Source organism: Paenibacillus sp. FSL W7-1279 (genome assembly GCF_037969845.1).
Lineage (GTDB): Bacteria > Bacillota > Bacilli > Paenibacillales > Paenibacillaceae > Paenibacillus_AQ.
In genome coordinates this window covers 4,441,897-4,465,610 of sequence record NZ_CP150215.1, presented here as the reverse complement: position 1 = coordinate 4,465,610, position 23,714 = coordinate 4,441,897, and the positions used below count along the sequence as shown (strand labels likewise).

General features: G+C 46.0%; 25 protein-coding genes. 23 read left to right on the top strand and 2 right to left on the bottom strand.

Going from position 1 to position 23,714, the window contains the following annotated elements:
- Positions 1-181: 181 nt before the first annotated feature.
- From MKY82_RS19790 to MKY82_RS19755, 8 genes are all read left to right on the top strand, one after another.
- Positions 182-715, top strand: coding sequence for an AAA family ATPase (locus tag MKY82_RS19790; protein ID WP_339224527.1), 534 nt, complete (start codon positions 182-184; stop codon positions 713-715).
- A 203-nt stretch (positions 716-918) separates the two neighbouring features.
- Complete coding sequence (locus tag MKY82_RS19785) at positions 919-1,347, top strand: GNAT family N-acetyltransferase (RefSeq protein WP_339294196.1); 429 nt, start codon at positions 919-921, stop codon at positions 1,345-1,347.
- A gap of 103 nt (positions 1,348-1,450) precedes the next feature.
- Positions 1,451-2,050: a transglutaminase family protein gene (locus MKY82_RS19780; RefSeq protein ID WP_339218037.1), complete on the top strand. Its 600-nt coding sequence runs from the start codon at positions 1,451-1,453 to the stop codon at positions 2,048-2,050.
- A 73-nt stretch (positions 2,051-2,123) separates the two neighbouring features.
- A complete protein-coding gene (locus MKY82_RS19775) occupies positions 2,124-2,636 on the top strand; it encodes a DUF6886 family protein (protein ID WP_339218036.1) in 513 nt (170 codons plus the stop codon).
- Positions 2,637-2,752: 116 nt separating this feature from the next.
- Positions 2,753-3,325 (top strand): 2-phosphoglycerate kinase, encoded by a 573-nt coding sequence (locus MKY82_RS19770; protein WP_220684805.1) that lies wholly within the window; start codon positions 2,753-2,755, stop codon positions 3,323-3,325.
- Between the two features lie 55 nt (positions 3,326-3,380).
- Positions 3,381-3,803: a hypothetical protein gene (locus MKY82_RS19765; RefSeq protein ID WP_339294195.1), complete on the top strand. Its 423-nt coding sequence runs from the start codon at positions 3,381-3,383 to the stop codon at positions 3,801-3,803.
- Between the two features lie 30 nt (positions 3,804-3,833).
- Positions 3,834-4,382 carry a hypothetical protein gene (locus tag MKY82_RS19760; protein WP_339294194.1) on the top strand — a complete coding sequence of 183 codons (549 nt, stop codon included), beginning with the start codon at positions 3,834-3,836 and terminating at the stop codon, positions 4,380-4,382.
- Positions 4,383-5,027: 645 nt separating this feature from the next.
- The gene (locus MKY82_RS19755) at positions 5,028-6,488 is read left to right on the top strand and encodes a glycosyl hydrolase family 18 protein (RefSeq protein ID WP_339294193.1); all 1,461 of its coding nucleotides are present in this window, start codon (positions 5,028-5,030) and stop codon (positions 6,486-6,488) included.
- Between the two features lie 279 nt (positions 6,489-6,767).
- Here the strand turns inward: MKY82_RS19755 and MKY82_RS19750 are convergent, their stop codons facing one another.
- Both MKY82_RS19750 and MKY82_RS19745 read right to left on the bottom strand, forming a co-directional pair.
- Positions 6,768-9,125 carry an Ig-like domain-containing protein gene (locus MKY82_RS19750; protein WP_339294192.1) on the bottom strand — a complete coding sequence of 786 codons (2,358 nt, stop codon included), beginning with the start codon at positions 9,123-9,125 and terminating at the stop codon, positions 6,768-6,770.
- Between the two features lie 197 nt (positions 9,126-9,322).
- Entirely contained in the window at positions 9,323-10,723 is a 1,401-nt protein-coding gene (locus MKY82_RS19745; RefSeq protein WP_339294191.1) for a cytochrome P450, read from the bottom strand.
- Between the two features lie 147 nt (positions 10,724-10,870).
- Between MKY82_RS19745 and MKY82_RS19740 the strand changes: the two genes are divergently transcribed.
- From MKY82_RS19740 to MKY82_RS19670, 15 genes are all read left to right on the top strand, one after another.
- Positions 10,871-11,473, top strand: coding sequence for a TetR/AcrR family transcriptional regulator (locus tag MKY82_RS19740; protein WP_194543276.1), 603 nt, complete (start codon positions 10,871-10,873; stop codon positions 11,471-11,473).
- A gap of 287 nt (positions 11,474-11,760) precedes the next feature.
- Positions 11,761-12,357, top strand: a complete 597-nt coding sequence (locus MKY82_RS19735; protein WP_233354987.1) for a polysaccharide deacetylase — start codon at positions 11,761-11,763, stop codon at positions 12,355-12,357.
- Between the two features lie 85 nt (positions 12,358-12,442).
- Entirely contained in the window at positions 12,443-13,714 is a 1,272-nt protein-coding gene (locus MKY82_RS19730) for an alcohol acetyltransferase (protein ID WP_339294190.1), read from the top strand.
- Positions 13,711-14,388, top strand: coding sequence for a DUF6320 domain-containing protein (locus MKY82_RS19725; protein ID WP_339294189.1), 678 nt, complete (start codon positions 13,711-13,713; stop codon positions 14,386-14,388). Before MKY82_RS19730 ends, MKY82_RS19725 begins: the two co-directional genes overlap by 4 nt.
- 12 nt (positions 14,389-14,400) lie before the next feature.
- Positions 14,401-15,003, top strand: a complete 603-nt coding sequence (locus MKY82_RS19720) for a GNAT family N-acetyltransferase (protein ID WP_339294188.1) — start codon at positions 14,401-14,403, stop codon at positions 15,001-15,003.
- A 210-nt stretch (positions 15,004-15,213) separates the two neighbouring features.
- Complete coding sequence (locus MKY82_RS19715) at positions 15,214-16,953, top strand: sensor histidine kinase (RefSeq protein WP_339294187.1); 1,740 nt, start codon at positions 15,214-15,216, stop codon at positions 16,951-16,953.
- Positions 16,954-16,984: 31 nt separating this feature from the next.
- The gene (locus MKY82_RS19710; RefSeq protein WP_194543272.1) at positions 16,985-17,722 is read left to right on the top strand and encodes a LytTR family DNA-binding domain-containing protein; all 738 of its coding nucleotides are present in this window, start codon (positions 16,985-16,987) and stop codon (positions 17,720-17,722) included.
- 194 nt (positions 17,723-17,916) lie between these two features.
- On the top strand, positions 17,917-19,368 hold the full coding sequence (locus MKY82_RS19705) for a carbon starvation protein A (RefSeq protein WP_194543271.1): 1,452 nt from the start codon (positions 17,917-17,919) through the stop codon (positions 19,366-19,368).
- 204 nt (positions 19,369-19,572) lie between these two features.
- Positions 19,573-20,208, top strand: a complete 636-nt coding sequence (locus MKY82_RS19700; protein ID WP_339296698.1) for a hypothetical protein — start codon at positions 19,573-19,575, stop codon at positions 20,206-20,208.
- 22 nt (positions 20,209-20,230) lie between these two features.
- Entirely contained in the window at positions 20,231-20,758 is a 528-nt protein-coding gene (locus tag MKY82_RS19695) for a MauE/DoxX family redox-associated membrane protein (RefSeq protein WP_220684815.1), read from the top strand.
- A gap of 10 nt (positions 20,759-20,768) precedes the next feature.
- Positions 20,769-21,308 (top strand): thioredoxin fold domain-containing protein, encoded by a 540-nt coding sequence (locus MKY82_RS19690; RefSeq protein ID WP_220684816.1) that lies wholly within the window; start codon positions 20,769-20,771, stop codon positions 21,306-21,308.
- A 14-nt stretch (positions 21,309-21,322) separates the two neighbouring features.
- Entirely contained in the window at positions 21,323-21,793 is a 471-nt protein-coding gene (locus MKY82_RS19685; RefSeq protein ID WP_339294186.1) for a hypothetical protein, read from the top strand.
- A 242-nt stretch (positions 21,794-22,035) separates the two neighbouring features.
- A complete protein-coding gene (locus MKY82_RS19680; RefSeq protein WP_339294185.1) occupies positions 22,036-22,440 on the top strand; it encodes a NusG domain II-containing protein in 405 nt (134 codons plus the stop codon).
- 338 nt (positions 22,441-22,778) lie between these two features.
- Entirely contained in the window at positions 22,779-22,904 is a 126-nt protein-coding gene (locus tag MKY82_RS19675) for a hypothetical protein (protein WP_339294184.1), read from the top strand.
- Between the two features lie 4 nt (positions 22,905-22,908).
- Positions 22,909-23,538: a hypothetical protein gene (locus MKY82_RS19670; RefSeq protein WP_339294182.1), complete on the top strand. Its 630-nt coding sequence runs from the start codon at positions 22,909-22,911 to the stop codon at positions 23,536-23,538.
- Positions 23,539-23,714 lie beyond the last annotated feature (176 nt).

Below are 23,714 nucleotides of genomic sequence, written 5' to 3'. Positions count from 1 at the left end.
TTTCAGATACTCCAGTTAATTACGACCCGGATGTAGTAAGAATTTATAAACATGGAGAGACAAAGACCGGATGGTATTAAAATGAAGATTAATAGGTTTTTGGGGTAAAGGGGGGAGCAGCTAGCAACTTATCCATTCGTAGATATAAATCCATACCTATGGGGGTGATTATGTGATTATCATGATTAATGGTACATTCGGCTCTGGCAAGACTTCGGCAGCTAACATGCTTCAATCCTTAATCTCAAATAGCATGATTTATGATCCTGAAGAAATAGGATACATGTTAAGAAATATCATTAACGAAGAAACTAGATTTGAAGAAGAACGAACTGATGATTTCCAGGATCTGGAATTATGGAGAATCCTCACGGTTAAGACAGCTCATGAATTAATGAATAAGTATAAGAAACATCTTATTGTTCCGATGACGATTTATAAAGCTGATCATTTCGAATACATATTAAATGGATTTAAAAGTTTTGATGATGTTTTTCATTTTTGTCTCATTGCGTCTGAAGACACAATCAAAAAGCGAATTGAAGAGCGTGGTGACCAATTTGGAACGTGGTATCAGACACATACAGAAGCTGGTTTACTTGCATTTAGGGATAGCAGATTTCTAGAACATATTGAAACGGACCATATAGGAACAGAAGAAGTTGTTAGACTAATCCTAAATAAAACTGTTAAGAGCAATGTGTGGAGAGTTTAATGAGGTTACTGGCTACACATAACACAAGGTTCACCTCTTGGTCCGCTTCAAGATATGGATCGTTCAGGTAATAATCTGAGCGGACACGCCCGTACCATCCAACCCATCACGGCCGCTCACTTACGTTCGCTTAAAGTTGGGTTGACGTCGTAAACATGGAAACTTTATATGAAATCAGCTTAAGAAAGGAAAGGAGAAAAACAATGATTCGAGAAGCGGAACCAAAAGATGCAGAACAAATCGAGGAATTATATAAGGAGTTATTACCTAGCAACACTGAAATATATGTGTCAAATGAAAGAATAAGTGAAGTCCAAAATAATCCGAATAGCTTCTTATTCGTCTACGAGCTAGAGCAAAAGATTGTGGGAACTGCTCATTTGCATCTCTGCTTGGACGCATTAGTGGGGTCCAGGCCGTTTGGTGTTGTAGAAAGAGTTATTATTTCAAGAGCACAACAAGGAAAGGGATATGGTTCAGAATTAATGAAATATATCGAAGGTTTATGCGCCGAGAAGAACTGTTTAAAGATATTTCTTACAAGTGGAAGTTCAAGGACTGAGGCTCATGAATTTTACGATAGGTTGGGATATGACGGTAATTCAAGTAGAGCATTCAAAAAATATCTGTAATAAAAAGGAATGCCTGTCGATACGAAGTTTGAGCTTCTTGAACGTCGTGAATACGATAGAAGTTAGGCGGGGAATTTCTGTTATACGACTAGGGGGAGAAATAATGAAGCAGTTAGCACAATTGGAAGCCTATTTGCAGGCATCTGAGTATATTGATTATTTTGATGCTCAAATACAAGCTGTGATCCTATCTTTTACAGAAGAGACTGAAATCGAAAGAATACAGGCAGCATTTGAATTTGTGCGCGATCAGATTGATCATTCTTTTGATATTAAAAACGAAGAAGTAACAAGGAAGGCCTCTGAAGTATTGAACAAAGGACATGGCATATGCTATGCGAAATCTCATTTGTTGACAGGAATACTGCGAGGAATGGGTATACCTTCAGGCATTTGTTATCAAAGGTTAACCTTATTCGATAAACCCGAGGATGGGTACTGTTTGCATGCTTTGAATACTGTGTATTTGAGGGAGCATGACAGGTGGATACGTTTAGACGCAAGAGGAAATAAGGAAGGCATTAATGCGCAGTTTTCAATAGATAAGGAGAAATTAGCCTTTCCTGTTAGGGAAGAATATGGTGAGAAGGATTATAAGATTAATTACGCACAGCCCCATCCAGTCATTATTCAAACACTAGAAACCTATTCGAATGCTATGGAGATGTATCTAGGCGGATTGCCAGAAGACCTGAGTCAGTGAAACTGTTACGCGTTTAGTAAGTGATTAAAGTATACGAAATTACTGAAATACATATATAAAATGAGGTGCATGAGTGCTTTTTCATTTTAGCGAAGAGGCGGATATTGAAATCTTCATCCCACGAGAAAAACAGAACCGACCGAACTTTCCGGCAGTGGTTTGGGCAATAGATGCGGAACATGAATTCTCATATTACTTCCCAAGGGATTGTCCGCGAATTGTATGTAGAAGAACAGAGGATATCAGTGACAGAAACCGGGAGTTGTTTTTTAACGACACGTTGGCTGACATTATCGTAACTGTAGAAAATGATTGGTACGCAAGAATCGATCAACAAACGTTGTACAAGTACCAATTTGAAGACGAGGGGTTTGAAGTTTTCGATAAGACTGCAGGCTATTATATTTCTTATCAAACCGTAAAGCCAGTGGGGATAGAGAAGGTTGATAGACTGGTTGAGAGACTTATAAGCAAGGGGATTGAATTAAGGTTTACACCGAATTTATGTCCTCTTCGGGAATCAATAGTTTCTTCAGATTTTAAGGAATTTGGAATACACAGATTTAATAATGCCAACAGACTATAGGGGATTTAACAACTGCATTCATGGCTTAGAAATATCCCTGCTGTATCTTGGCCATTACGGGGCTGACTTGCCTAACGAGTCAATGCCAATGCCTTTAAAGGAGAACTATAACGAATATGATCATATTAATCAGCGGGAACAGCTGCACGGGTAAGACTTATATGGCTCAACAATTGCTCGAGAGGTATCACGTTCCATATCTTTCGATCGATCATTTGAAAATGGGCTTATACAGAGCGGATATGAACTGCGGTTTCACCCCCCTGGATTCAGCAGAGTTTATCGGTGAAAAATTATGGCCGATCCTCAAAGAGATCATCAAGACGAACATAGAGAATAACCAGAATCTAATCATTGAAGGCTGCTACATCCTGCCTCACCATCTTCAAGATATCGAGCCATCCTACTCAGCCCACATCATACCGGTATTCTTGGGTTTTTCAACCACCTACATCCAGCAAAACTTCCAATCCAACATCATTCAACATCGCAATGCAATCGAAACACGTACCTATCCTGAAGAAAGAACCATTTCTGATTATATACTGGAGCATGATGCATTCCGTGAAAAGTGTTTAGCATCAGATGTCCCGTATTTTGAGATTAAAGAAAACTACGAAGATGAGATTTCAAAAGTATATGACTACATCGAGGGTGAAAAGGAGAGAATCGCGAGTGAAAATCGTTAAATCACAAGTCGTGATATACGAAAGAAGTTCCCTATTTAATAATGTGGAGTAGCCTATGAAAAAACAATTATTACTTATCCTTGTTGTCGTCCTTTCCGTGTTTTTATTATTTCATGTTAATCAATGGATGAAGAATGAATATGTAATATGGACGGCTATTGAAAATCGGGAGTGGGAGGCAAGGGGTACGGGGGTGTATTTTTATGAAGAAAACAATCAAAAATATGGTCTCTACATGATTTATGGAAGTGGAGTTCCTGTTATTTCTTCTCATAAATCCAAGGTCAGAATAATAAATGATGTTGAGATTGAGATGGAGATTCCAGATCATTCTATAAATTTGCAGTCAACAGATCAACAAGTACAAGTATCCAGATTAAAATGGAATCAGGGTAAGTTGACCATGGACGGGCTGATATTTGAAGTCTCGGAGACTTCGGAGAAACATAAGTGGGTTTTAAATCTACGAGCGAAATAATATCGCTGTAATCGAGGAAAGGAAGAAGCCGTGGAATTATTCTTATATCATTATTATGATGCAGCAACCGGTCCCTTTCGAAATCTGTCTGCACTATCTATCGAAGAAGCGAAGCAAGTACAGAGAAGGCTCCAACAAAATAATAATATGTTTGCGAGTAAACGCGGGGATGATTATATCGTAATCCGACGCGGATTAGAATCGCGTGCCAGAGATCTATTTATAGCCAAGGGTGGACGGCCGACAAATAAATATCCACATTACATGACACTTGGCCCTTGCGAATGGATTAAGCAGTGGTATCAGAGCGGGAGGGAAGTTAAGATTCCCCTCGATGATGTTGATCCCGAGATGATTAGTTTTACTTATGGTGACTTATTTCCCACGATGCGCTTTAAAGACGACAAGCCTTACAGAGGGAAGGTCTACTTAAAGAACGAAATTCTCCGATTGGTAGACGAATATGGTTGGCCGCAAGAATGGAATAAAGACGGGGATCAAGGACCAGAACGATATATAGAAGTACAGGTATGGGACGATCGTGTGATTGGTCTTTTTTTGAATAATATTATGGAATGAGATGAAGTGTTGCTCCCGTTCACATGGAGAACTCCAGACGCTGCAAAGCTATTGCAGTTTTATCGATATGAAGTCGCCAGGCATTGCTTGGGTTTTGATGAACATGCGGTAAAGGGGCGATATTTTGTTGATGCGGATATTGAAAATTTGAAAATAAATCGTAAGGCATGCATTACACTGTGAACTCAACTCACGAGCTGGGTGTTTACCTAATGGCGAATAGACCAAATGCTGGCGCGTGGCACATGCTTTACAAACCCCAACGGAGAAGGCGGAAGCATGATCGCATGCGTAGTGCAGCTTCTCGAGGAGTTGGGTCAGTACAACATTACATACAATGATCAAAGCGGCCGTTCTCCTGAACACATTACAAGGAGGACGGTTGTTTTTGTGTTGCCTAGTCTTAGGCATATCTTGTTTGAAAATCTTCTTACATACACAGATTGATCCTTCCGAGCTATTGATAATAATTAACATATAAAGTAAATTTTTTACATATAAGAATGAATCATAATTGAGTAAGTGAAATACATCGATCTGGAATCAGAGAATTAACAAGGAAATTTCATAAAGGAGGTGATGTCGTCTTACGCAAGTTAGGCTGAAGCTGAATGATCAATTTATTTTTTGAGGAGGGATTAATGGATGAAAAAGGGTTTATTTAGAGTGCTGGACAAATCGAGAGTGATGATGTTGCCTTTATTGGTTGTCGTGTCTTTGGTGTTGAACTTTTTTCCACTTGAGGTGTCTGCAGCAGATCGGGGTGCTTGGGCACCCAATGTATCTTATGCCGTTAACGACAACGTAACGTACGATGGGAAAGCATATAAGGCTATTCAAGCTCATACCTCATTACCCGGATGGGAACCGCCCAATGTGCCTGCATTGTGGCAGTTTGTTCAAGGTGGTGGAGGTAATGATACTGCAGCCCCGACAACGCCTACGAATGTAATTGTAAGCGCAGTCACTTCTTCAAGCGTTACTTTATCCTGGCAGGCATCTACAGACAATGTAGGCGTGACTGGATATGATGTATACCAAGGCACGTCCCTTGCGGTCTCTGTTGCTGGTACGACAGCGACAATAACGGGTCTTTCACCGAACACGACATATTCTTTTAAGGTCATTGCTAAGGATGCTGCCGGCAACCTTTCTCCTGCCAGTGCGATCGTGAATGCAACCACTTCAGAAGGAACAGGAGCCCCCCAGCCGACGAAGCATATATTGACAGGGTACTGGCAGAACTTTGTTAATGGTGCGAGCAAGTTAAAAGTGAGAGATATACCGGATCAGTACGACATCATTGTGTTAGCGTTTGCCGAGATGGATCCTGCTAACCCTGGTGGTGTCACTTTCACTGTAGATTCTGCGCTATCCGCAGCCCTTGGCGGGTACACGAATGCCGAACTGATCGCGGATATTCAGGCCAAACGCGCTCAAGGCAAGAAGGTCATCATATCCATTGGAGGGGAATTGGGGAACATTAATTTGAATAATCCATCCCCGAATGTAACGAACTTTGTGAACAGCATGCACGGCATCATCACTCAATTTGGGCTTGATGGGATAGACATCGATCTGGAGCATGGCATGAATGTACCTAATTTAACCAATGCGATCCGCCAACTGAAGCAAAAAGTAGGAAATGATTTTGTTCTGACGATGGCTCCCCAAACGATAGACATGCAGAATCCAAACACCTCCTATATGCAGCTTTATAACAATCTGAAGGATATGACAACGGTAATTAACGTCCAGTATTATAATTCTGGATGCATGCTTGGCCGTGACGGTAAATGCTATTCCCAAGGCACGGTTGATTTCCTGACGGCTCTTTCGGACTTAACGCTGCAGTGGGTATCACCTTCCCAATTGGGATTAGGAGTGCCTGCTACCTCAGCAGCAGCTGGAGGCGGATATGTTTCTCCAACCGTCGTAAATAATGCCCTAAATTGTCTGGCAACCGGAAACAGCTGTGGAAGTTATAAACCCGTTGCTAAATACCCCGATATACGGGGAGCGATGACTTGGTCCATTAACTGGGATACGACCACGAATTACACGCTTGCCAAAACAGTGAAACCATTCTTGAACACGCTGCCTTAACATGAATGATATTTGTACAACTTAAGTAGATTTTTTATAAAACAAGAAAACCTCTCTTTGATATGTGGCTGTATACACCTTCATTATCAAGAGAGGTTTTTGTCTGGTTTCCTTTCTCCAACGGAGAAGGCGGAATCATGCTGTAGAAGCAAAGCGGTCCCCTTTGTCCCCTGATTTCAACCTTGTCATAGGATCTTAAGAAATCTGGGGGCAACAGGGATCTCGGAGGCATGATCTGCATACGTGTTGCTGTATTCTGAATCGCTGCATATCTGAGTCTCAAGGCTCCCATATCACCGTCGGGTACGGGAGTTGGTCATAAGCACTGGCCCAGTAATAGGAGTCGGCCATGATGCGCCGTGGCAGGAAGCCGATCTCGCCTCTGGATACGGAGATGAGCTCAGACTGCGATTGGAACACGCCGTCCGCAGTTGTCGCGGCATTAACATATTTGCCTGCCATATGGGTGAACCGTCCGCTGATTTTGGCTAAAACAGGCAGCCTTGTTTCCTTATCGACCATCTGCATGGTTACTCTGGCGATACCGGCAGAATAGGTGATGGTCATCTGATCAATGACCATCGGTTTCATTGTGGATGGCGCTGTTGTTGCTGAGGCAGCCGCGCTGGGAGCTCCTTCATTGCCGCTGATATCGACCGCCGTGATTTTATAATAATAGGTGGTGTTCGGCAGCAGCCCGGTATCTTTATATGAAAGTCCTTTAGAGATTCCGGCGTAAGTAGCGGGCCCGATCTCAAAGTCGGCTTCGGTACCGCGGTAGATCCGATATGCATTTACTGCGGTGTTGTCCATCGCCATATTGTAAGTAATATTAATCCGTTGAAAATCAAACGTGGCCGCTGTTGCTCCACTGACCGTGCTTGGTGGTTCATGGTCAGCAGGAGGCTGCCAAGCGTATCCGCCAGGTCCCCATTCGCTTGGAAAATCAACGATCGAGGAGTAGTGATGGAGAGCAATGCCTCCAAACGCTGAATCGTTCAGAAAAGCATCATAAACCTTGTTTAACTCCTGCTCCATATAAGTTCGACCTTCTTCATGGAAGCTGATGGTTTCCGGATCCCCGCCATCGGCGATGTCTTTCGTCTCGACTCCGATCACAACCGACTTCGGTTTGCCGATCGTATTTGCATAAGCCAGCTCGTTTAGCGCTTGTGCGATAATGCCGGCGCTGCCATCGGCTTGATCGCGGTAATTCATGATCGAGATATAATCGGCCGTGTCCTGAATATGCTCAGACAGCCATTTCGTCTTTCCGTTCCATGAGATATTGCTGGCGTCAGCAGAAGTATCGTACCATCTTGGAATTGCCGCGCCGACGGACAAGGTAAGGCCCGATGCCTGTTTACGTTCCATCAGAAGCTGCAGCATATCCAGGTACTGAATCTGAACAGAAGGCTTTGCTGTTTTGAAATCCGGCAGGATATACGGTTCGGTATCCAGGTTCACGCCATCAAAGCGAGCCGTTTCGCCGGAAGCCAAATTGTAATTCAAGATTTGCTCAAATTCTCTTACGGCTTGAGTCTGATACCGACTATAGGCTCCGAAGTAAGGTGGGGAGGTGCCGCCGGCGATCAACGCTTGAACATAGAAACCTTGAGAGTGAGCCCACTCGATGAATTGTTGAACCTCACTTCGATGATCCTCCAGCATTTTTGCTCCGTCATATTGCCCTACAGCCAAATAAAGCGTTGTAATCGGACGTTGATTAAAGGTGGTTGTATCCTTTGCCATGGAAGAGAGGGTCGCTCGGGAATTTGGATTCAGTACTAGTGGGTAGGAAGCATTTTCCCAGATCCAGATCGCACGATCCTGATCCGGCAGCGGGTCCGGGTCATAGGCGTTGCTGGTCACCGTTTCAGGATTCGTCGCGGAGGGATCGTATACATCATTTATTACGTTAACGGGAGTTGAGTTGGCAAGATCCATATAGACAGCATCCGTAACCGTCGCGGGATGTTTGCCTTGGTTAGCCGGAGGCATCCCCCCTGTTCTTGCATAGACCGTAAGGCTATAGCCTGTATTGCCGTAAGAATCGGTTGCTCTTGCCTCCAGGCTGTGAACCTGGTGAGGGGATTGACGCGAATCGAATGTATATTTATATCCGTTTTTGGCAGGGGAGACCTGCAGCCAATCGCCTCCGTTGATGCGGAGCTCAACTTGGGCTATCGGATTTTTACCCGCTGCAGATATGTGAATATCCATTTTGTTGCGCTGCAACGTATGCTCGCTTGGGCTGGTAATCTGCACTTCCGGGATATGAGCTGCAGGATTATCGATATTAAGGTGAATCCAAGGGGACCAGATACCATAACGCGTAACCGCATCATTTCCTTTAAGGACCATTTCGACGGGACCGTCCAACTGACTTGTATCCAGTTTGTAGGACCAAGATCCACTGTCATCGCCATTCGGGTCATCCATCTGAACATCCGTCACAAATGCACCGTTAACGATGAGCTGAAGTTCATACACGCCGGAGTAGGTTCCGGATAACTCAGCCACACCCGGTTGAAGCGTTTGTCCGTCCTGATGAGAATCAATAGTAATTAACGCTGCTGCCTTAACGTGGGGAGGCGGGATACAGATTGTAGAAATCAGAACTGCCGCCAGCAACAAAAGCCCGCACCTACGTAAATGTGAAAGCATTTTTGTAGTCACATCCTTGTCAGTATGATGTAAACCTAATGGACTCTACGGCAGTTACAATGGCTTGCTTATCCTGTGAGCAAACATTTTGCGTCAATATGAAGCGCTTACTTTTTAATATTACGAAAAAAATCGATTAGAACCGATGTCAGAGACGTGGCAGGTTATTATTTTTGAAGGGGAGCAGGATCTACTCCAAATTCGATAAGCCGATGAATGGTACCACGTACGTCAACCCGTTCAAATTTGCCGTTCTTCAAAGTTATACGTAGAGGCATGCCGTGAACGGGTCGCATCATCAGATTCGGTGTGATTTTGGCATTATGGACTAATGAAAATTGATATCGTTGAAGAAGAACAGCAAGGACAATCTTAAGTTCTTGCATGGCGAAGTGCCAGCCTATACACATATGAGGCCCTGCGCTGAATGGTAAGAATTCGTATGCGGAAGGTTTAATGGTCTCCCATCGATGCGGTTTGAATTGATTCGGACTCTCGTAAAGCTCCGGGAGACGATGGGTAATGAATTGGCTAAAAAAGATATTCGTTCCCGCCGGAAGGGCATAACCATTCAACTCACAAGGCGCAGCCGTAATGCGGGTGCCGATGCTTGCTGGAGGAAGTAAACGAAGACTCTCTTTAACCACATGGTCCAGCAGGGAGAGTCGGCTCAGTTCCTCCCGAGTCGGATGGTTTCCACTCATCACGGCGTTTAATTCCTCCATTACGTTCGCATAAATGCCCGGGTGCTGTATCAGCAGAAAAAATGTCCAAGTCAACGCATTTGCAGTGGTTTCATGACCAGCTGTATAGATTGAGAATGCATGCCCGACTAATTCCTTATCCGATAATGCAAAATCATCCTCATCATGTCCTCTAATTAGTGCGGCTAGCACATCCGTTGCATCTGACTCCTGCCGCTTCTCATGGATCATGGACCGAATTTGAGTATTAAGCTGTTGTGCAATACGAAGAGATCGACGATATGGTGTGAAGGGAAGATTAATGGGAGCGAGGGTGGTAAGCAAAAAAGACTTCGTAAACCGATTGATCAGCATCCCCATGGAGTCCATCATTTCAGTATGATGAACACCGAATAATGTCTTAAGGGCGATGCGCTGCGTTAACTTTTTCATTTCGGTGTTGATGTCAATCCGGGTACGTCCTCTCCATTCGTCTGCCAATAGTTCCGTTATGGATGCCATGTCCTGACCGTATTTTTCAATTTGCCCATGCAGAAAGGCGGGCTGGATCAGGCGACGGTGCTGTTTGTGCTTTTCGCCGCTCATCAATAGAAGATTATGATAGAATAAATCCCCCATTACGGTGTCTTTGGGTATTTTGACAAGAGCCGTGCTCATCTCGAAAAAGTTCGGATTGGATAGGATTTGACGGTTCAGATCGGGTCCAAACGCAAAGACAGATGAAGGCTTGTGGCTTTTCCCCAGGGCAGCGAGCTTACCATACTGTTCAAATAATGTTTGCTGAAATTCGAACGGACTGCGGATGAAATGAAACATATTGATCCTCCAGCCAAGGGCGGAGTCGGGTCCAGGAATACGGTTCATAATCACACTTCCTTTGTATGATTTGTAATAAAATCACTCATATATTTCATAATATTCCTTCAAGAAGAAATGATCAAGATATTTTTGAAATATATGAATTGCATTATTACAAAACATTCCGTATAGTTTTATCCGAGAGGTGAGTATATGAACGGTTATCAACTCCGCACAGTGAAGAAAAAAGAACAGATTATGAAGGCAACTTTCGATTTGATCAGGAAATACGGAGCTGAAAAGACAAGCATTGCAGAAATCTCCAAACACGCCCGCGTGTCCCCCGTCTCCATATATAATTATTTTGGCAGCAAGGAAGAGCTTATCCGGATGACGTATATCGATTATATGAGTAATATCATGAACGAGTATGAGCAGCTGCTCGATAAGCCCATCCCTTTTCAGGAGAAATTGGAGTTGTTGCTGAGGGGACGAATGAATAGCATGGATCAGATTAACTCGGATTTTATTCAAATCAGCAATGAACCGTCTGTTCAAGAGTATATCGAGGCATTTTACAAGGAGAGAACGATTCCCTTTTTTGTGAAATTGATTGAGCAAGGCAAGCAGGAGGGTTTTATTGATCCAGAAATTTCGATAGATGCGGCATTGTTTTATATTCAAGTGTTTAAGGAGGCGCTGGCACGACCGGGATTCATTACACAAGCGAGTCCTACCATGCTTCGTGATATCGATCGCTTGTTTTATTATGGATTGATAGGGAAAGCGGAGCACTCTGGGACAGAGAGAGGCTAATGAGTTGATGATATAAGCGTTAAGGCAGAACAACCTTTGGTGCAGACCAAAGGTTGTTTTGATTTGCATACAAAGTCACTAGCCAGCAACTGTTTTGACCCGCATCTCCGTCTTGAGACCGAGAGCAACTCTGTACCTGAGACGGTGTGAACTTGTGCAGATCTTCTTTATGATGAAATTAACGGATAACTCTTGGAGAATCATGGAATGACATTTTCAAACTAAAAAATAGTGAGGTGTTCCATCTGCTGCGAAAATTACTTAAAACCGTCATGCAAAGCTCCTGGATGATGTGGGAACGTATCTTCAGCTTCATTTCCAGGTTCCGCAGCTCGCATATCTCGCGATTTGGCATATGCACAGTCATGATTAAGAAGCATCGAGGAGAGCGCATCGTCTGCGAGGACTCAACGGTCATTCAGAATGGAGATTTGGTAGGCGAGCTGCATTTGGACAATGAAACGATTCTCAAATTAATCCGATCGGAAGGGCCGGATCGTGCGGCTTTGAAAATAGCAAGACTTGCAAGAAAGTCCATGCTGCAGATTAGCCGTGCATATGAAGATCGGTCCGAGTTCAGCGAGGTCAGCGCATTGGTTGGGATTACTTTGCTGCACCGTGGATTAACGCACGGTCTTGGTTTTGAGCATCAAGCGATGAAACCGGACTTGTTCCAGAAGCTGACCACGTCCTATCTGCGAATGCTGTTATCCGTGATGCACCCGGATGGCAAGAACCGGATTGATCGAAGAACGGAATTACTCGTTCCCATGATGTTAATACATACCCGCTCATCGCTGATGAAGCGATTTTCAATGGCGGATAAGCGGCCTTTACATGAAGAGGGGCATGCCATCTTGGTATCGGCTGCGGTTGAAGCTTGAGTGAAAGTGGCATTGCCACGTACATAAGGTAAACCTGTTAATTGCAGCTGAGTGGGAGTTCTAATAGAAATGAGGAGAGCAACAGATGGAAGAATGGTATAAACTTGACCACGCCGGGAAGCTGTTTCCCGCCGTTGCAGGAAGGGAGAATTCATCAACCTACCGGTTGTCCATGATGCTGACAAGTGATGTGGAGCCATCGGTGTTGCAGCAGGCGCTCGATAGCGTAATGAAGAGATTCCCTCTATTAAACGTCGAGCTTAGAAATGGCCTGTTCTGGAAATTTCTGCGGGAGAAGGAGACGCGTTTGATGGTGGAACCGGAATCCACCTATCCTTGTGCACCTGCAGCTCTCTCGACTGAGGGCGGAAGCTTGGTGAGGGTTTTATATCATGGCAACAAGATTAGCGTGGAGATTTTTCATGCGCTAACAGACGGGGGGGGGGCACTGGAGTTTCTCAAAACCTTGGTGTTCCAGTATTTATATCTGCTCGGCGAAAACGTAGAGGACAAGGAAGGTCTGATTTTGCCGCCAGCTTCATTTGCTCGCTATGCCGAGGCACAGGACAGCTTTAAAGCTCATTATACATCGGCCACGGCCGATTCCAGAATGCCGGAGGCCCTGCAAATTCCCGGTACCCGATTCTCGCCGTATGGACACAACGTCATCCACGGCATGATTCACGCCTCGTGGCTGAATGGGGCGGCCAAGCAGAAGGGAGTAACGCTCACCGCTTACCTGACAGCGATTTTGATTATGGCGGTTTATGAGACGACGTTGCCCTTCAACAACGATAACCGGCCGATTGTGATCAGCATGCCGGTGAACCTGCGTAAAATATTTCCTTCGAGCAGCCTGCGCAACTTTTTTGCGGTCATTAACATAGGCGTACAGATGAAGGAAGGCATGACATTAGATGAGGTACAAGGTTTGGTGCATGCACAGATGAAAGAGAAAACGACGAAGTCTTATCTAACCCAAGCGATGGCCGGCAGCATGAAATACGAGAAAAACCTGATATCCCGATTCACGCCGCTGAAATTGAAGGATCTGGCGATTCGTTATGGGTTCGACCTTTACGGTGAAGAAGCCAAAACGCTTACGCTTACCAATCTGGGCCGAGTCGATATCCCAGCGAGTATGGCTGCGCATATCGAATCAATGGAAACTACGATGTATCCTACGGCCAAGAGTCCAATGAACTGTGCCGTCAGTTCGATCAATGACCAGCTTACCATCACCTTTGCCAGGAATATCGTCGAGAGCGATGTGATCAGGCACTTTTTTCGCCAGCTTGCCAGCCTAAGCGGGTTGGATATAAGGATTGTCAGCAATGATTGGGGGATGGGCGCATGAGATGCAAGAGCTGTGGGGTATCCGTAGACCCGGCGCACGCAGCATGTCCCTTATGCCGGAGAAATTTACATGGTAAGGGCGATGCACCATCAACAGGGAATTCCTGGTACCCCATCTATGAGGCTGTAGAGGAGCAGCGTGCGAGCAGTCTGTTATCCAAGTGGCTTACCTTCATTGCAGTGTCTGTCATCGGTTTATCTTTACTTATAAATATTCTGGGAGATCACGAAGTATGGTGGAGTCTGTACCTCATGCCCTGCATGCTCTATGCATGGCTGTTCATCAGACATACCTTGATGTCCAAGTCGCACCTCGGCGGCAAAATCGTCGTACAACTGCTCGGGCTGTCCGGCATGCTGCTATGGCTTAACGTGGCAGCGGGTACGAATTACTGGTCGACCGGTTACGTCATTCCGTTCCTGATGATGGCGGCAACCCTTCTGATTACCGTTATATGCTGCACCAGAAAAATGCGCTGGCGTGAGTTCGCAGGTTACTTGTTAACCCTGATCTTGCTTGGGTTTGTGCCCTTATTACTATATGCCGTCGGCATGTCGCACGTATTATGGACAGCCGTTGCGACGGCCGTATATGCCTTATTAACGTTCGGCGGGATGTGTCTGATTGCAGATAAGGGATTCCGAAAGGATATGAAGCGCAGATTACATTTTTGACAGGAGGAGAACATGATGTACTCCATTACGATTAGAAGAATGGCAGATTATGAACGAGACGTTCGCGAGGAAGTGGCGGAAGTGTTTGTTGATGGGTATTATAACGAACTGTCCTATTTCACCGAGGATCGAAGCACGTTAAAGAAAGCCTTCCGGAGTCTGTTCAGTCCTGAGGTGTTTTATGTGGCTGAGGTCCAGGGCGTCATTATCGGGATTTTAGCCTGTTCCCATCATAGGCAGCGGGCCATGCCGGTCGAGTTAGCTCCGCTTCAGGAGGCTTTTGGAGATAAGACAGGGGAGCTTGCATATAACGTCATGAAGAACGAATTTAACCCGGCACTGCCTTATGATGAGGAAACGGGTTATATCGAATGTGTGGCAACTACTACGAAAGCACGCGGCAAAGGCGTTTCCACCGCTTTAATAAAGCATGTCAAAGAGGAGCTGCCATACAAGCGTTATGTTCTGGAAGTGACCGACAGCAACCAGGTCGCGCTATCGTTATATCAGAAATTAGGATTCGTGGAGATTGAACGCAAATCCGAGATAAATGCAGAGGAAAAAGGGTTCAGCGATCGTATTTACATGGAATGGAGAAAGCCGGTCTTCAGGTGATATCCATATAAACGAGAGACGCTCAAACGAATAGGATGGTATGGAGTTTAACAACCTCCGCTTTAGAACGAATTGAAGCGGGAGGTTTTTTGTTGTTTTTTGAGCCTCTGCCATGATAATTTAGTATGTATTGCCAGGTTTACGGTAAACTTCTTAAGGAATCTATTCGTGACGATTTAGTGATTCAAAGTCAGATTGCGGGGTGACGCCATGTTTGAACTGCTGATTACAATGACCGAGCGGATTGGAATTATTGTGACGATTGCATTTATCGTAACCCGGTTGAGGTTCTTCCGATCGATGATAAGTCAGGACAAGCTGACGTCAGTACAACAGATTCAGGCAATATTGGTCTTCGGGATTTTAGGGATTATCGGGACGTATACCGGAATTACGGTGAACACCGAATCCCTTGAAGTCAACAAATGGATGATGCAAGTTTCCGGAGACGAAGCGATTGCGAATTCAAGGGTTGTCGGTGTTGTTATGGCCGGATTGTTCGGAGGCTACAGAATCGGGCTTGGTGCAGGACTGATTGCAGGGCTTCACCGTTTTACATTAGGTGGGTTTACGAGTTTGGCCTGTGGGCTCGCGACCATACTTGCAGGTCTTCTGGCCAGCCTGTTTCATAAAAAGAATGAGCTGGTTCGTTTCTCAGCTGCGCTTCTAATGGGGGCATTGGCAGAGTCCCTTCAGATGCTGATCATCCTGCTTTTGTCCAGACCATTCGAACAAGCGATGTCCTTGGTCGGTTATATTGGAGTACCAATGATTGTTGCAAACGGAATCGGTTGTGCATTGTTTCTGCTCATTATCCGATCCGTATTGAATGAAGAGGAGAAGGTAGCGGCTCAGCAGGCACAAGCTTCTCTTCGGATTGCCCGCAGAACCATTGGGTATATGCGTCAGGGGATGAATGCGCAATCCGCGGAAGCGGTATGCCAGATTCTTTACGAGGAAGTCAATGCCAGTGCGATTGCGATTACGAATGATCGGATGATTCTGGCCCATGTCGGAACGGGGGATGATCATCATGCGGCAGGTCGTCCGCTGCAGACGGAAGTGACGCGCCGGGTCATTGAACAAGGGGAGCAGCTGATCGCGGATCGGGCGCATATTCAGTGCCAGAAGCCGGATTGTCCGCTGGGAGCCGCTGTCATCGGACCTTTGAAACAGGGCGGTCAGACCGTGGGCACACTAAAGTTCTATTTTCGAAGTCCGAAGGATATTACCCACGTTACAACAGAATTGATGTCAGGTCTTACGATGCTGTTAAGCTACCAGTTGGAGGCTGCTCAATTGGAGGAAACCAAGGAACTTGCCAGAGAAGCTGAGATCAAGACGCTTCAAGCACAAATTCATCCGCACTTTTTGTTTAATGCATTAAACACGATACTCTCTCTAACACGGATTGATGCGGAGAAAGCAAGAAAGCTGCTGCGGAGTCTATCGGACTATATCCGCCAGAATTTGACCGCCGCAACCACCGAGAAGGCCACGCTTCAGGATGAACTGCAGCATATACGATCTTATATGAGCATTGAACAAACCAGATTCGAGGATAAGCTGCAAATTCAATATGAAGTAGAGGATTCCGCGTTGCAGGCGCTTGTACCGCCGCTGACCTTGCAGCCATTAATAGAGAACAGCATACGCCACGGTTTCAGGAACAAAACAGACGATTGTGTCATACTTATCCGCATTCAGGGTGATCCGGCTAACGGTGTATTCGTTACGATCAAGGACAATGGAACGGGGATTACGCCGGAACGGCTTCGGTTATTGGGGCGCCAAATGCTCGATTCTTCATCGGGTACGGGAATGGCTGTGTATAACGTGAACAGAAGATTGGGCTTGATGTATGGGCCCCATGCATCATTAAACATCCAAAGTGATGAAGCGGTCGGGACTGAAATTCAATTCCAGATTCCCGCAGCCGCTAACGTATAACTCTACTCATGAAGGCAGGGATTTCTTACACATGATCGAACGCATTCGAACACTCATCGTGGATGATGAACGGTACAGCCGTGAAGAACTGAACTATTTACTGAAGCAGCATCCTACACTCGAGATCGTTGGAGAAGCGGATTCCGGGGAACAGGCGGTGTTAAAGACCATGCAGTTGAAGCCGGAAGCCGTGTTTCTGGATATTGAAATGCCCTTAATGAACGGGCTTGAAACGGCTAGAGCCTTGAACGAATTGAAGCTCCCTCCAAAAATCGTATTTGCCACGGCGTACCCTCAATTCGGTGTAGAGGCCTTCAGGTTCGAAGCGCTGGACTATTTGTTAAAGCCTATAGACGAAGAAAGACTGGCGGAGACGGTAAGGCGCCTTGAGCAATCATTACGAAGGGAAGACCCGACAGCACCCGCTCATTCCAAATCATCGGGCAAGCTGTCGTTGGATGTGGATGGGGAAATTATGTTCATAGACCCGAAAGATATTATTTATATCTCACGGGAGGAGGCATACTCCAAGATCGTCACAGTCGATAAGCAATATCATGTTAAAACGCCACTCAAGGAGCTGGAAACGAAGCTTCGGCAGTATCCGTTCTTCCGGATTCATAAAAGCTATGTGGTACATCTTGATTATGTTAAAAGCCTGGTTCCTTGGTTTAACGGCGCATTCCAGCTTGAGCTGAAGGGGTGCAGCGACAAACTAGCCGTAAGCCGTAATTATGCCAAGGCATTTCGAGAGGCTTTGGAGCTTTAATGAAACGTGGATGTGTTAAGGATGGAACGCTCATGTTGTGAATGAAGACTGCATGAGAGCCCTTTAATGTGCATAATAACCTTAAATTTGAACATCTTAATGCGTCTAGACGACATGTTATTTCAAAATCGCCCTCTGATCTCGATAATTTCTTATAATCAATGTAAGCGATTTCAGTAAAAGGGGGCGAAGGCATGTATACCTTCATCATATCGATCATTCTGCTGGTTATTGGATATTTCACTTATGGAAAATACATTGAAAAAATGTTCGGAGTTAAAGAAGAACGGGCAACACCTGCTTATGTCAATCAGGACGGCGTTGATTATCTACCCATGGGTTCGAACAAAAACTCGCTGATTCAGCTACTCAATATAGCCGGTGTGGGCCCCATCTTCGGACCCATTATGGGCGCGCTCTATGGACCGGTTGCTTTTATTTGGATTGTCCTGGGGTGTATTTTTGCCGGGGCTGTCCATGATTACCTGACAGGTATGATTTCTATCCGCAATCGAGGAGCACATCTGCCGGAGCTTGCCGGCAAGTTTCTGGGCAAAGTGATGAAGCATGTTGTGAACGCTTTCGCGATTCTGCTGCTGGTCTTGGTAGGTACCGTCTTTGTGACCTCACCGGCCAGCCTGCTTCACAATCTGATGAACGGCAAAGTCAGTTTGTGGATCATCACCCTGTTTATTTTCGGCTATTACATTCTGGCTACACTGCTGCCTATCGATAAAATCATTGGCCGCTTCTATCCGATATTCGGCGCGCTGTTACTCATAGCATCTCTTGGTGTCGGCGGGATGCTAATTGTACAGCAGGTACCGATACCGGAATTGACATTAGCCAATTTGCATCCGGATAACATGCCAATATTTCCACTGTTGTTTTTAACCATTACGTGCGGTGCTTTATCCGGATTCCATGCTACCCAGACACCGATTATTTCCCGGACTACACAGACCGAGAAGCAGGGACGTAAAATTTTCTATGGGATGATGATTGCCGAGGGGATTATTGCCATGGTATGGGCCGCAGCGGCGATGAGTTTGTTCCAGGGGTCCAACGGCTTGAACGAGCTTCTGGCAACCGGCGGAACGGGTCTTGTCGTAAGCGAGGTTGCGAAGGTGACGTTAGGGGCCGTTATAGGCACATTGGCTGTGCTGGGCGTGATCGTGCTGCCGATTACGTCGGGGGATACCGCATTCCGGAGCGCGCGCATGATCATTGCCGATTATATCAAGCTGCCGCAATTCAGCATGAAGCGGCGCCTTGTCATTGCCATTCCTTTGTTTGTCATTTCCATTGCCTTAACGCAAATTGATTTCAATATTCTCTGGAGATATTTCTCCTGGGCCAATCAGGCCACCGCAGTGATTGCCCTGTTTGTCGGTGCGATGTACCTGTTCATTGCCCGAAAAAATTACTGGGTAGCCCTCATTCCGGGTGCTTTCATGCTCTACACAACGACAGTGTATATTCTGAATGCGCAGATCGGGTTCAGGCAGTCCATGAATGTTTCATATATCGTGGGTGCTGTCATCAGTGTTATCTTGGTTATCGTATTTTTTAAAGCGGCCCAAAAAGCGCGCGCAGCCGAAATGCCGCTTGAGGTTGATATCTCGGATTATCATAAAGTCGCATAACCAAATCATCGAGCATGCTTCCATAAATCAAAACCGTCTTTGGAGATTATCCTTGGACGGTTTCTTTTATTCTCAATGAGATAGCGATGTAGCGGCATACCCAGCGGATCGGATATTTGTATAAATAATCGACAGGCTGTCACACATAAGATGAAGAAGGGTTCATGTCTAGGGATGATGGGGAGGTGGCATGACTTGCTGTCGATGTTGCTCTTTATATTTGCCGTCTGTGCCGCGGTAGCCAGTGTCGACACCACCTGTGGGCTGAATGTGTTAGGCAGTCTGGAGGGCACGAAGGTCAGTAAATCCAAATATGCGCTGGTGTACATCGTGTCTTGTACCCTGGGCGGCGCTATGACCGGACTGGCGATCGGATTCATCAATTTTTTGCTGGAATTAACCCCTGTTGGTTTATATCAAAACTCTATTATTGTGGTGCTGTTTGCGATACTCCTGGGCTTGGAGCTCATTCATAAAACGGGGATTCTTCCATCCGGCAATTTCATCGTTCCCTCCGAATGGATCAAGCATGCAGGGTACCGTTCGGCGGCATTATGGGGCCAGATTCTGGGCTTGGGTTTCATCACATTGCAGGTGGGCGTCCTCTTTCACGCTTATATCCTGGTCTCCTTGTTCGCTGCTCCATGGTGGCTTAGCTTGCTGGCAGGGGCAACGTTTGGAGTCGTTCGCGGCACCGTGTTCAGTCTCCCGCTGATCCGATCCATCGTGTACCGTATGCTTGAAAAAAGGGTGCGCAATCTCACGCTGCTCTCGGCGGTGCGGCAAACGGTCTCCATGCTGCTGATCATCGGTTCCATCATCTGGATCATCAGCTACTGAAGAGAAAGGAGCATATGGGCCCATGTACGATTTGCTCGCAATATCCGTTACGCTGCCCATGCTGTTGTCCGTGGTGAGCTTTGGCTGGAGCCGTGCATTCGGTGATCCGGATCGGTTCCCTGGAAGTGCCCAATTGCATGCTCTGCTCATCCTCCTGCAGGTCTTGTCAGTGACCATGGTATATGGTTTTCCATCGCGGTACAGTTTCCTGGGCATCTCTTTTCTTTATTTTGTTCAGGGTGTGGGCGTCGCTTATTTCATCCGAAAAAAAGGGAGGGTGGACTGCGGCTGTCTCGGGCCTCAGATCAGCTCCAAGCTTGGATTTCCATTAATTGGGTTCAATCTGACGATGGGACTTATGGGGTTGATCTACAGCCATTCTGACTGGTTTGCGCATCGCCACTCTTTTGATGTAACCGGTCTGCTTATGGAGGGGATGATGCTGCTGCTATCGCTCTTTATCATCATAGGGGTCCCGGATGCCCTGCATGCGATCCGAATATACCGCGAGATTGCCGCAACTCATATTTCCAAAATAAAAAGGTTGTAAGGGGGCTGCGATGAACACGTTCTTCTGGATCTCATATGCCATACTGTGGATTCTGGTTGTACCGTTGGTCATTCTGAACCTGGTCCTGTTTCGGCAGTTGGGGATTATGGTGATGGGTACCGCGAGAGGCGTGAATCAGTCCGGCATTCCGGTCGGCCATAAAATCCCCGGGGCCACAACGACAACCCTGCGGGGGGCCGAGTGGTCCACAAGCGAGCTGATTGGCACACCTTCCATCATGCTGTTTGGATCGCCGACGTGTAAGGAATGCGCTGATATTTTGCCGGATTTTAAGCGGATCACCAGGATGAATAACGTGAGACCCATCCTTTTGCTATTCTCGTCCGTGGATTTGGCATCGGAGTATGTCCGAAAAATAGGTTATGACGATGAGGTGCTGATCGTAAGTTCGGAGTTTGCGAATCATCTCGATGTGCAGGTCACCCCTTATGCCTACGCGGTGGATATGGACGGTGTCATCAGGCATAAGGGATTGGTCAACAGTCGGGAACAGCTTGAAGCGTACGCGAAAGCATCACGGGCTTCTTAAGATGAGGTGAGAGTATGTGGCGGAAGCCGGAGAACAAGGACGAAGAGACGCAGGTGATGATCAGCCGGGTTACCCGGAAGATGAATCGGAAGTCGCTGCTGAATAAATTTGCCCAAAAAACGGCCGAGACGCTTGCCAAAGTATTAGTTCGTCCCGATGATAACGATATCGTTAAAATCTCGTTTGCTGCGGGGCCCTGCCGGCCTCCGCATGGACAATATTGCTCAGGCTGCGGCGCAGATGCCTCCTGTCCGTCGGATTATATTATTTGCACCCCCAAGACGGTGATCGACGATTGTAAAGGTTTATGCCCTTATCCTTCCGGCTGGTGGTATACGAGTGATCCTGCGGGACAACGGGCCAAGTGTCAGGATTGCATCTCGCGTTATGTACATCCGTATGTCGGAAGGAATTGGTGCTATCAGGGAGCACGGATCTATGGGCGGTATGTAATCTGTGCATGCAGGTCAACGGAGTTGTATTGATAGAAAAGAGGGAAGTGATTCAAGCCATTCATGGTGAAATCACTGCCTCCAACACATGATCGAGTCATTTCCGGGCAGCCGGCAGGTTGCCCCATAGCGAGAGCTGCATCAAGGCTTTCGCGGCTTGCTCCTTCGGTTGTACAAGCTGTTCACATGGATATCGAATGTGACAAAATTCATTTCGGTGGTTTTGCACATCGTTCATACTGGGTTTCCAAAGACTGTGCTTGGGAGGAGGGAGCATGTTGTCCAGAATAAGACGCGGAGATATGATCCTGTTTGCCTTGATCCTGATCCTTGGCTCCTTCACGGGACTGCAGTGGTGGAAGCATAGCCATGCAGATTACCAGCAGGGAGAACTCAAGGCTTTGATTACGGTGAACGGCAAAGAATACGAGACTGTCCCGCTGACCGCGGACGAACGTATCATTGATATTAAAACCAAGTTTGGACACAACACGCTGAAAGTGTATAACTACGGGATCCAGATGATATACTCGGATGCCCCGAAGCGAATTGCACTGGATATGGGATTTATCTCGGAACCCTATCAGCAGATCATCTGCGTACCGACTAGAGTCGTGGTTGAGGTGTTAGTTCCCGAACATGAACAGCGTGAGACGGAACTGGATGCCGTGGTAGGCTAAGATCAAGGTACAAGAGCGTATGACTACCATAAATTTTACTGAGAACCGGGGGTTAATGGCGGTTCTTTTCGTTATGTAGGACAATGGTGTGAATGTAAGGTTAGCGTAACTTTTTAGCTGAAAGAATAGTTATAATTAGAGAGGAAACGAAGTCAGATAACCGATAACCATCATTTTCCGATGAATAGATCCGAAGGAGGCTGTTACATGCTTTCCATTGTGAAGGGACGAGAATTTTCAGCCGGATTCGAAAAAGCGCTGAGGGTAAGAGGGATTACACGTAGAAGAGTTATGGTCGATTGGAGGTCTCCAGTCAGAGCAGCAAAGGTGGAGAGATTATGGGTATGATCGCATTGATATTGATTGTAGGCTTTTTATTCATTGTGGTATATTTGCGGGCGATTTGGAACGTATTGCTGGACATTCGAAACGAGTTAAGAAAAGTTAACGACAGAGGGGCATGATTAGATGATGAACGAGAAAAAAGACTACTCCCACGTATACTGGATCGGAGGTTCCCCATGTTCAGGCAAATCCACGATTGCCGAAATGATCACGAAAGATTACGGCTACACCTATTATCAATGTGACCTGTTCAACGAGAAGCATGTACACTCATGCAATCCGTCGGAGCATCCCACCATGTTCCGTTTGAAGGATATGAACTGGAATACATTATGGTCACGACCGGTTCAGCAGCAGATTGATGAGGAGCTGGAGTTTTATCGCGAGGAGTTTCCGATGATCGTGGATGATGTATCGGCTTTGCCGGCTTCACCCCCCATCATTGTGGAGGGAGCAGCGCTTTTACCTGAAAAAGTAGCACAGCTGGTATCCAGCCCCCGTCAGGCAATATGGATCGTACCGGTTCCGGATTTCCAGAAGGAGCATTATGCGAAGCGCGCATGGATCCATGATATTCTGAATCAATGCGATGATCCCGATATCGCGTTTCAGAATTGGATGGGACGAGATATCGGTTTTGCGGCATATGTGGCCAAGGACGCCATGAATCGGGGATTCAAGGTTATATTCGTGGACGGAAGCAAAAGCATTCAGGAGAACTACGAAGAGGTTAAGCGGCATTTTAATCTGTGAAAATATTAGGGAAATAAAATGAAGAAACTCAAAATTACAATTTTGGTTTTGTTGGTGTTCGTGCTTGCCGATTGACTTCAGAGGGGGAAGCCCGTGGAATTACCCGTTCGGAGCTAAAAAATTATATTCCCAGGGACGGATAGGTTATTGTCTAGATTTTAGTTAAAGTAGTTCAA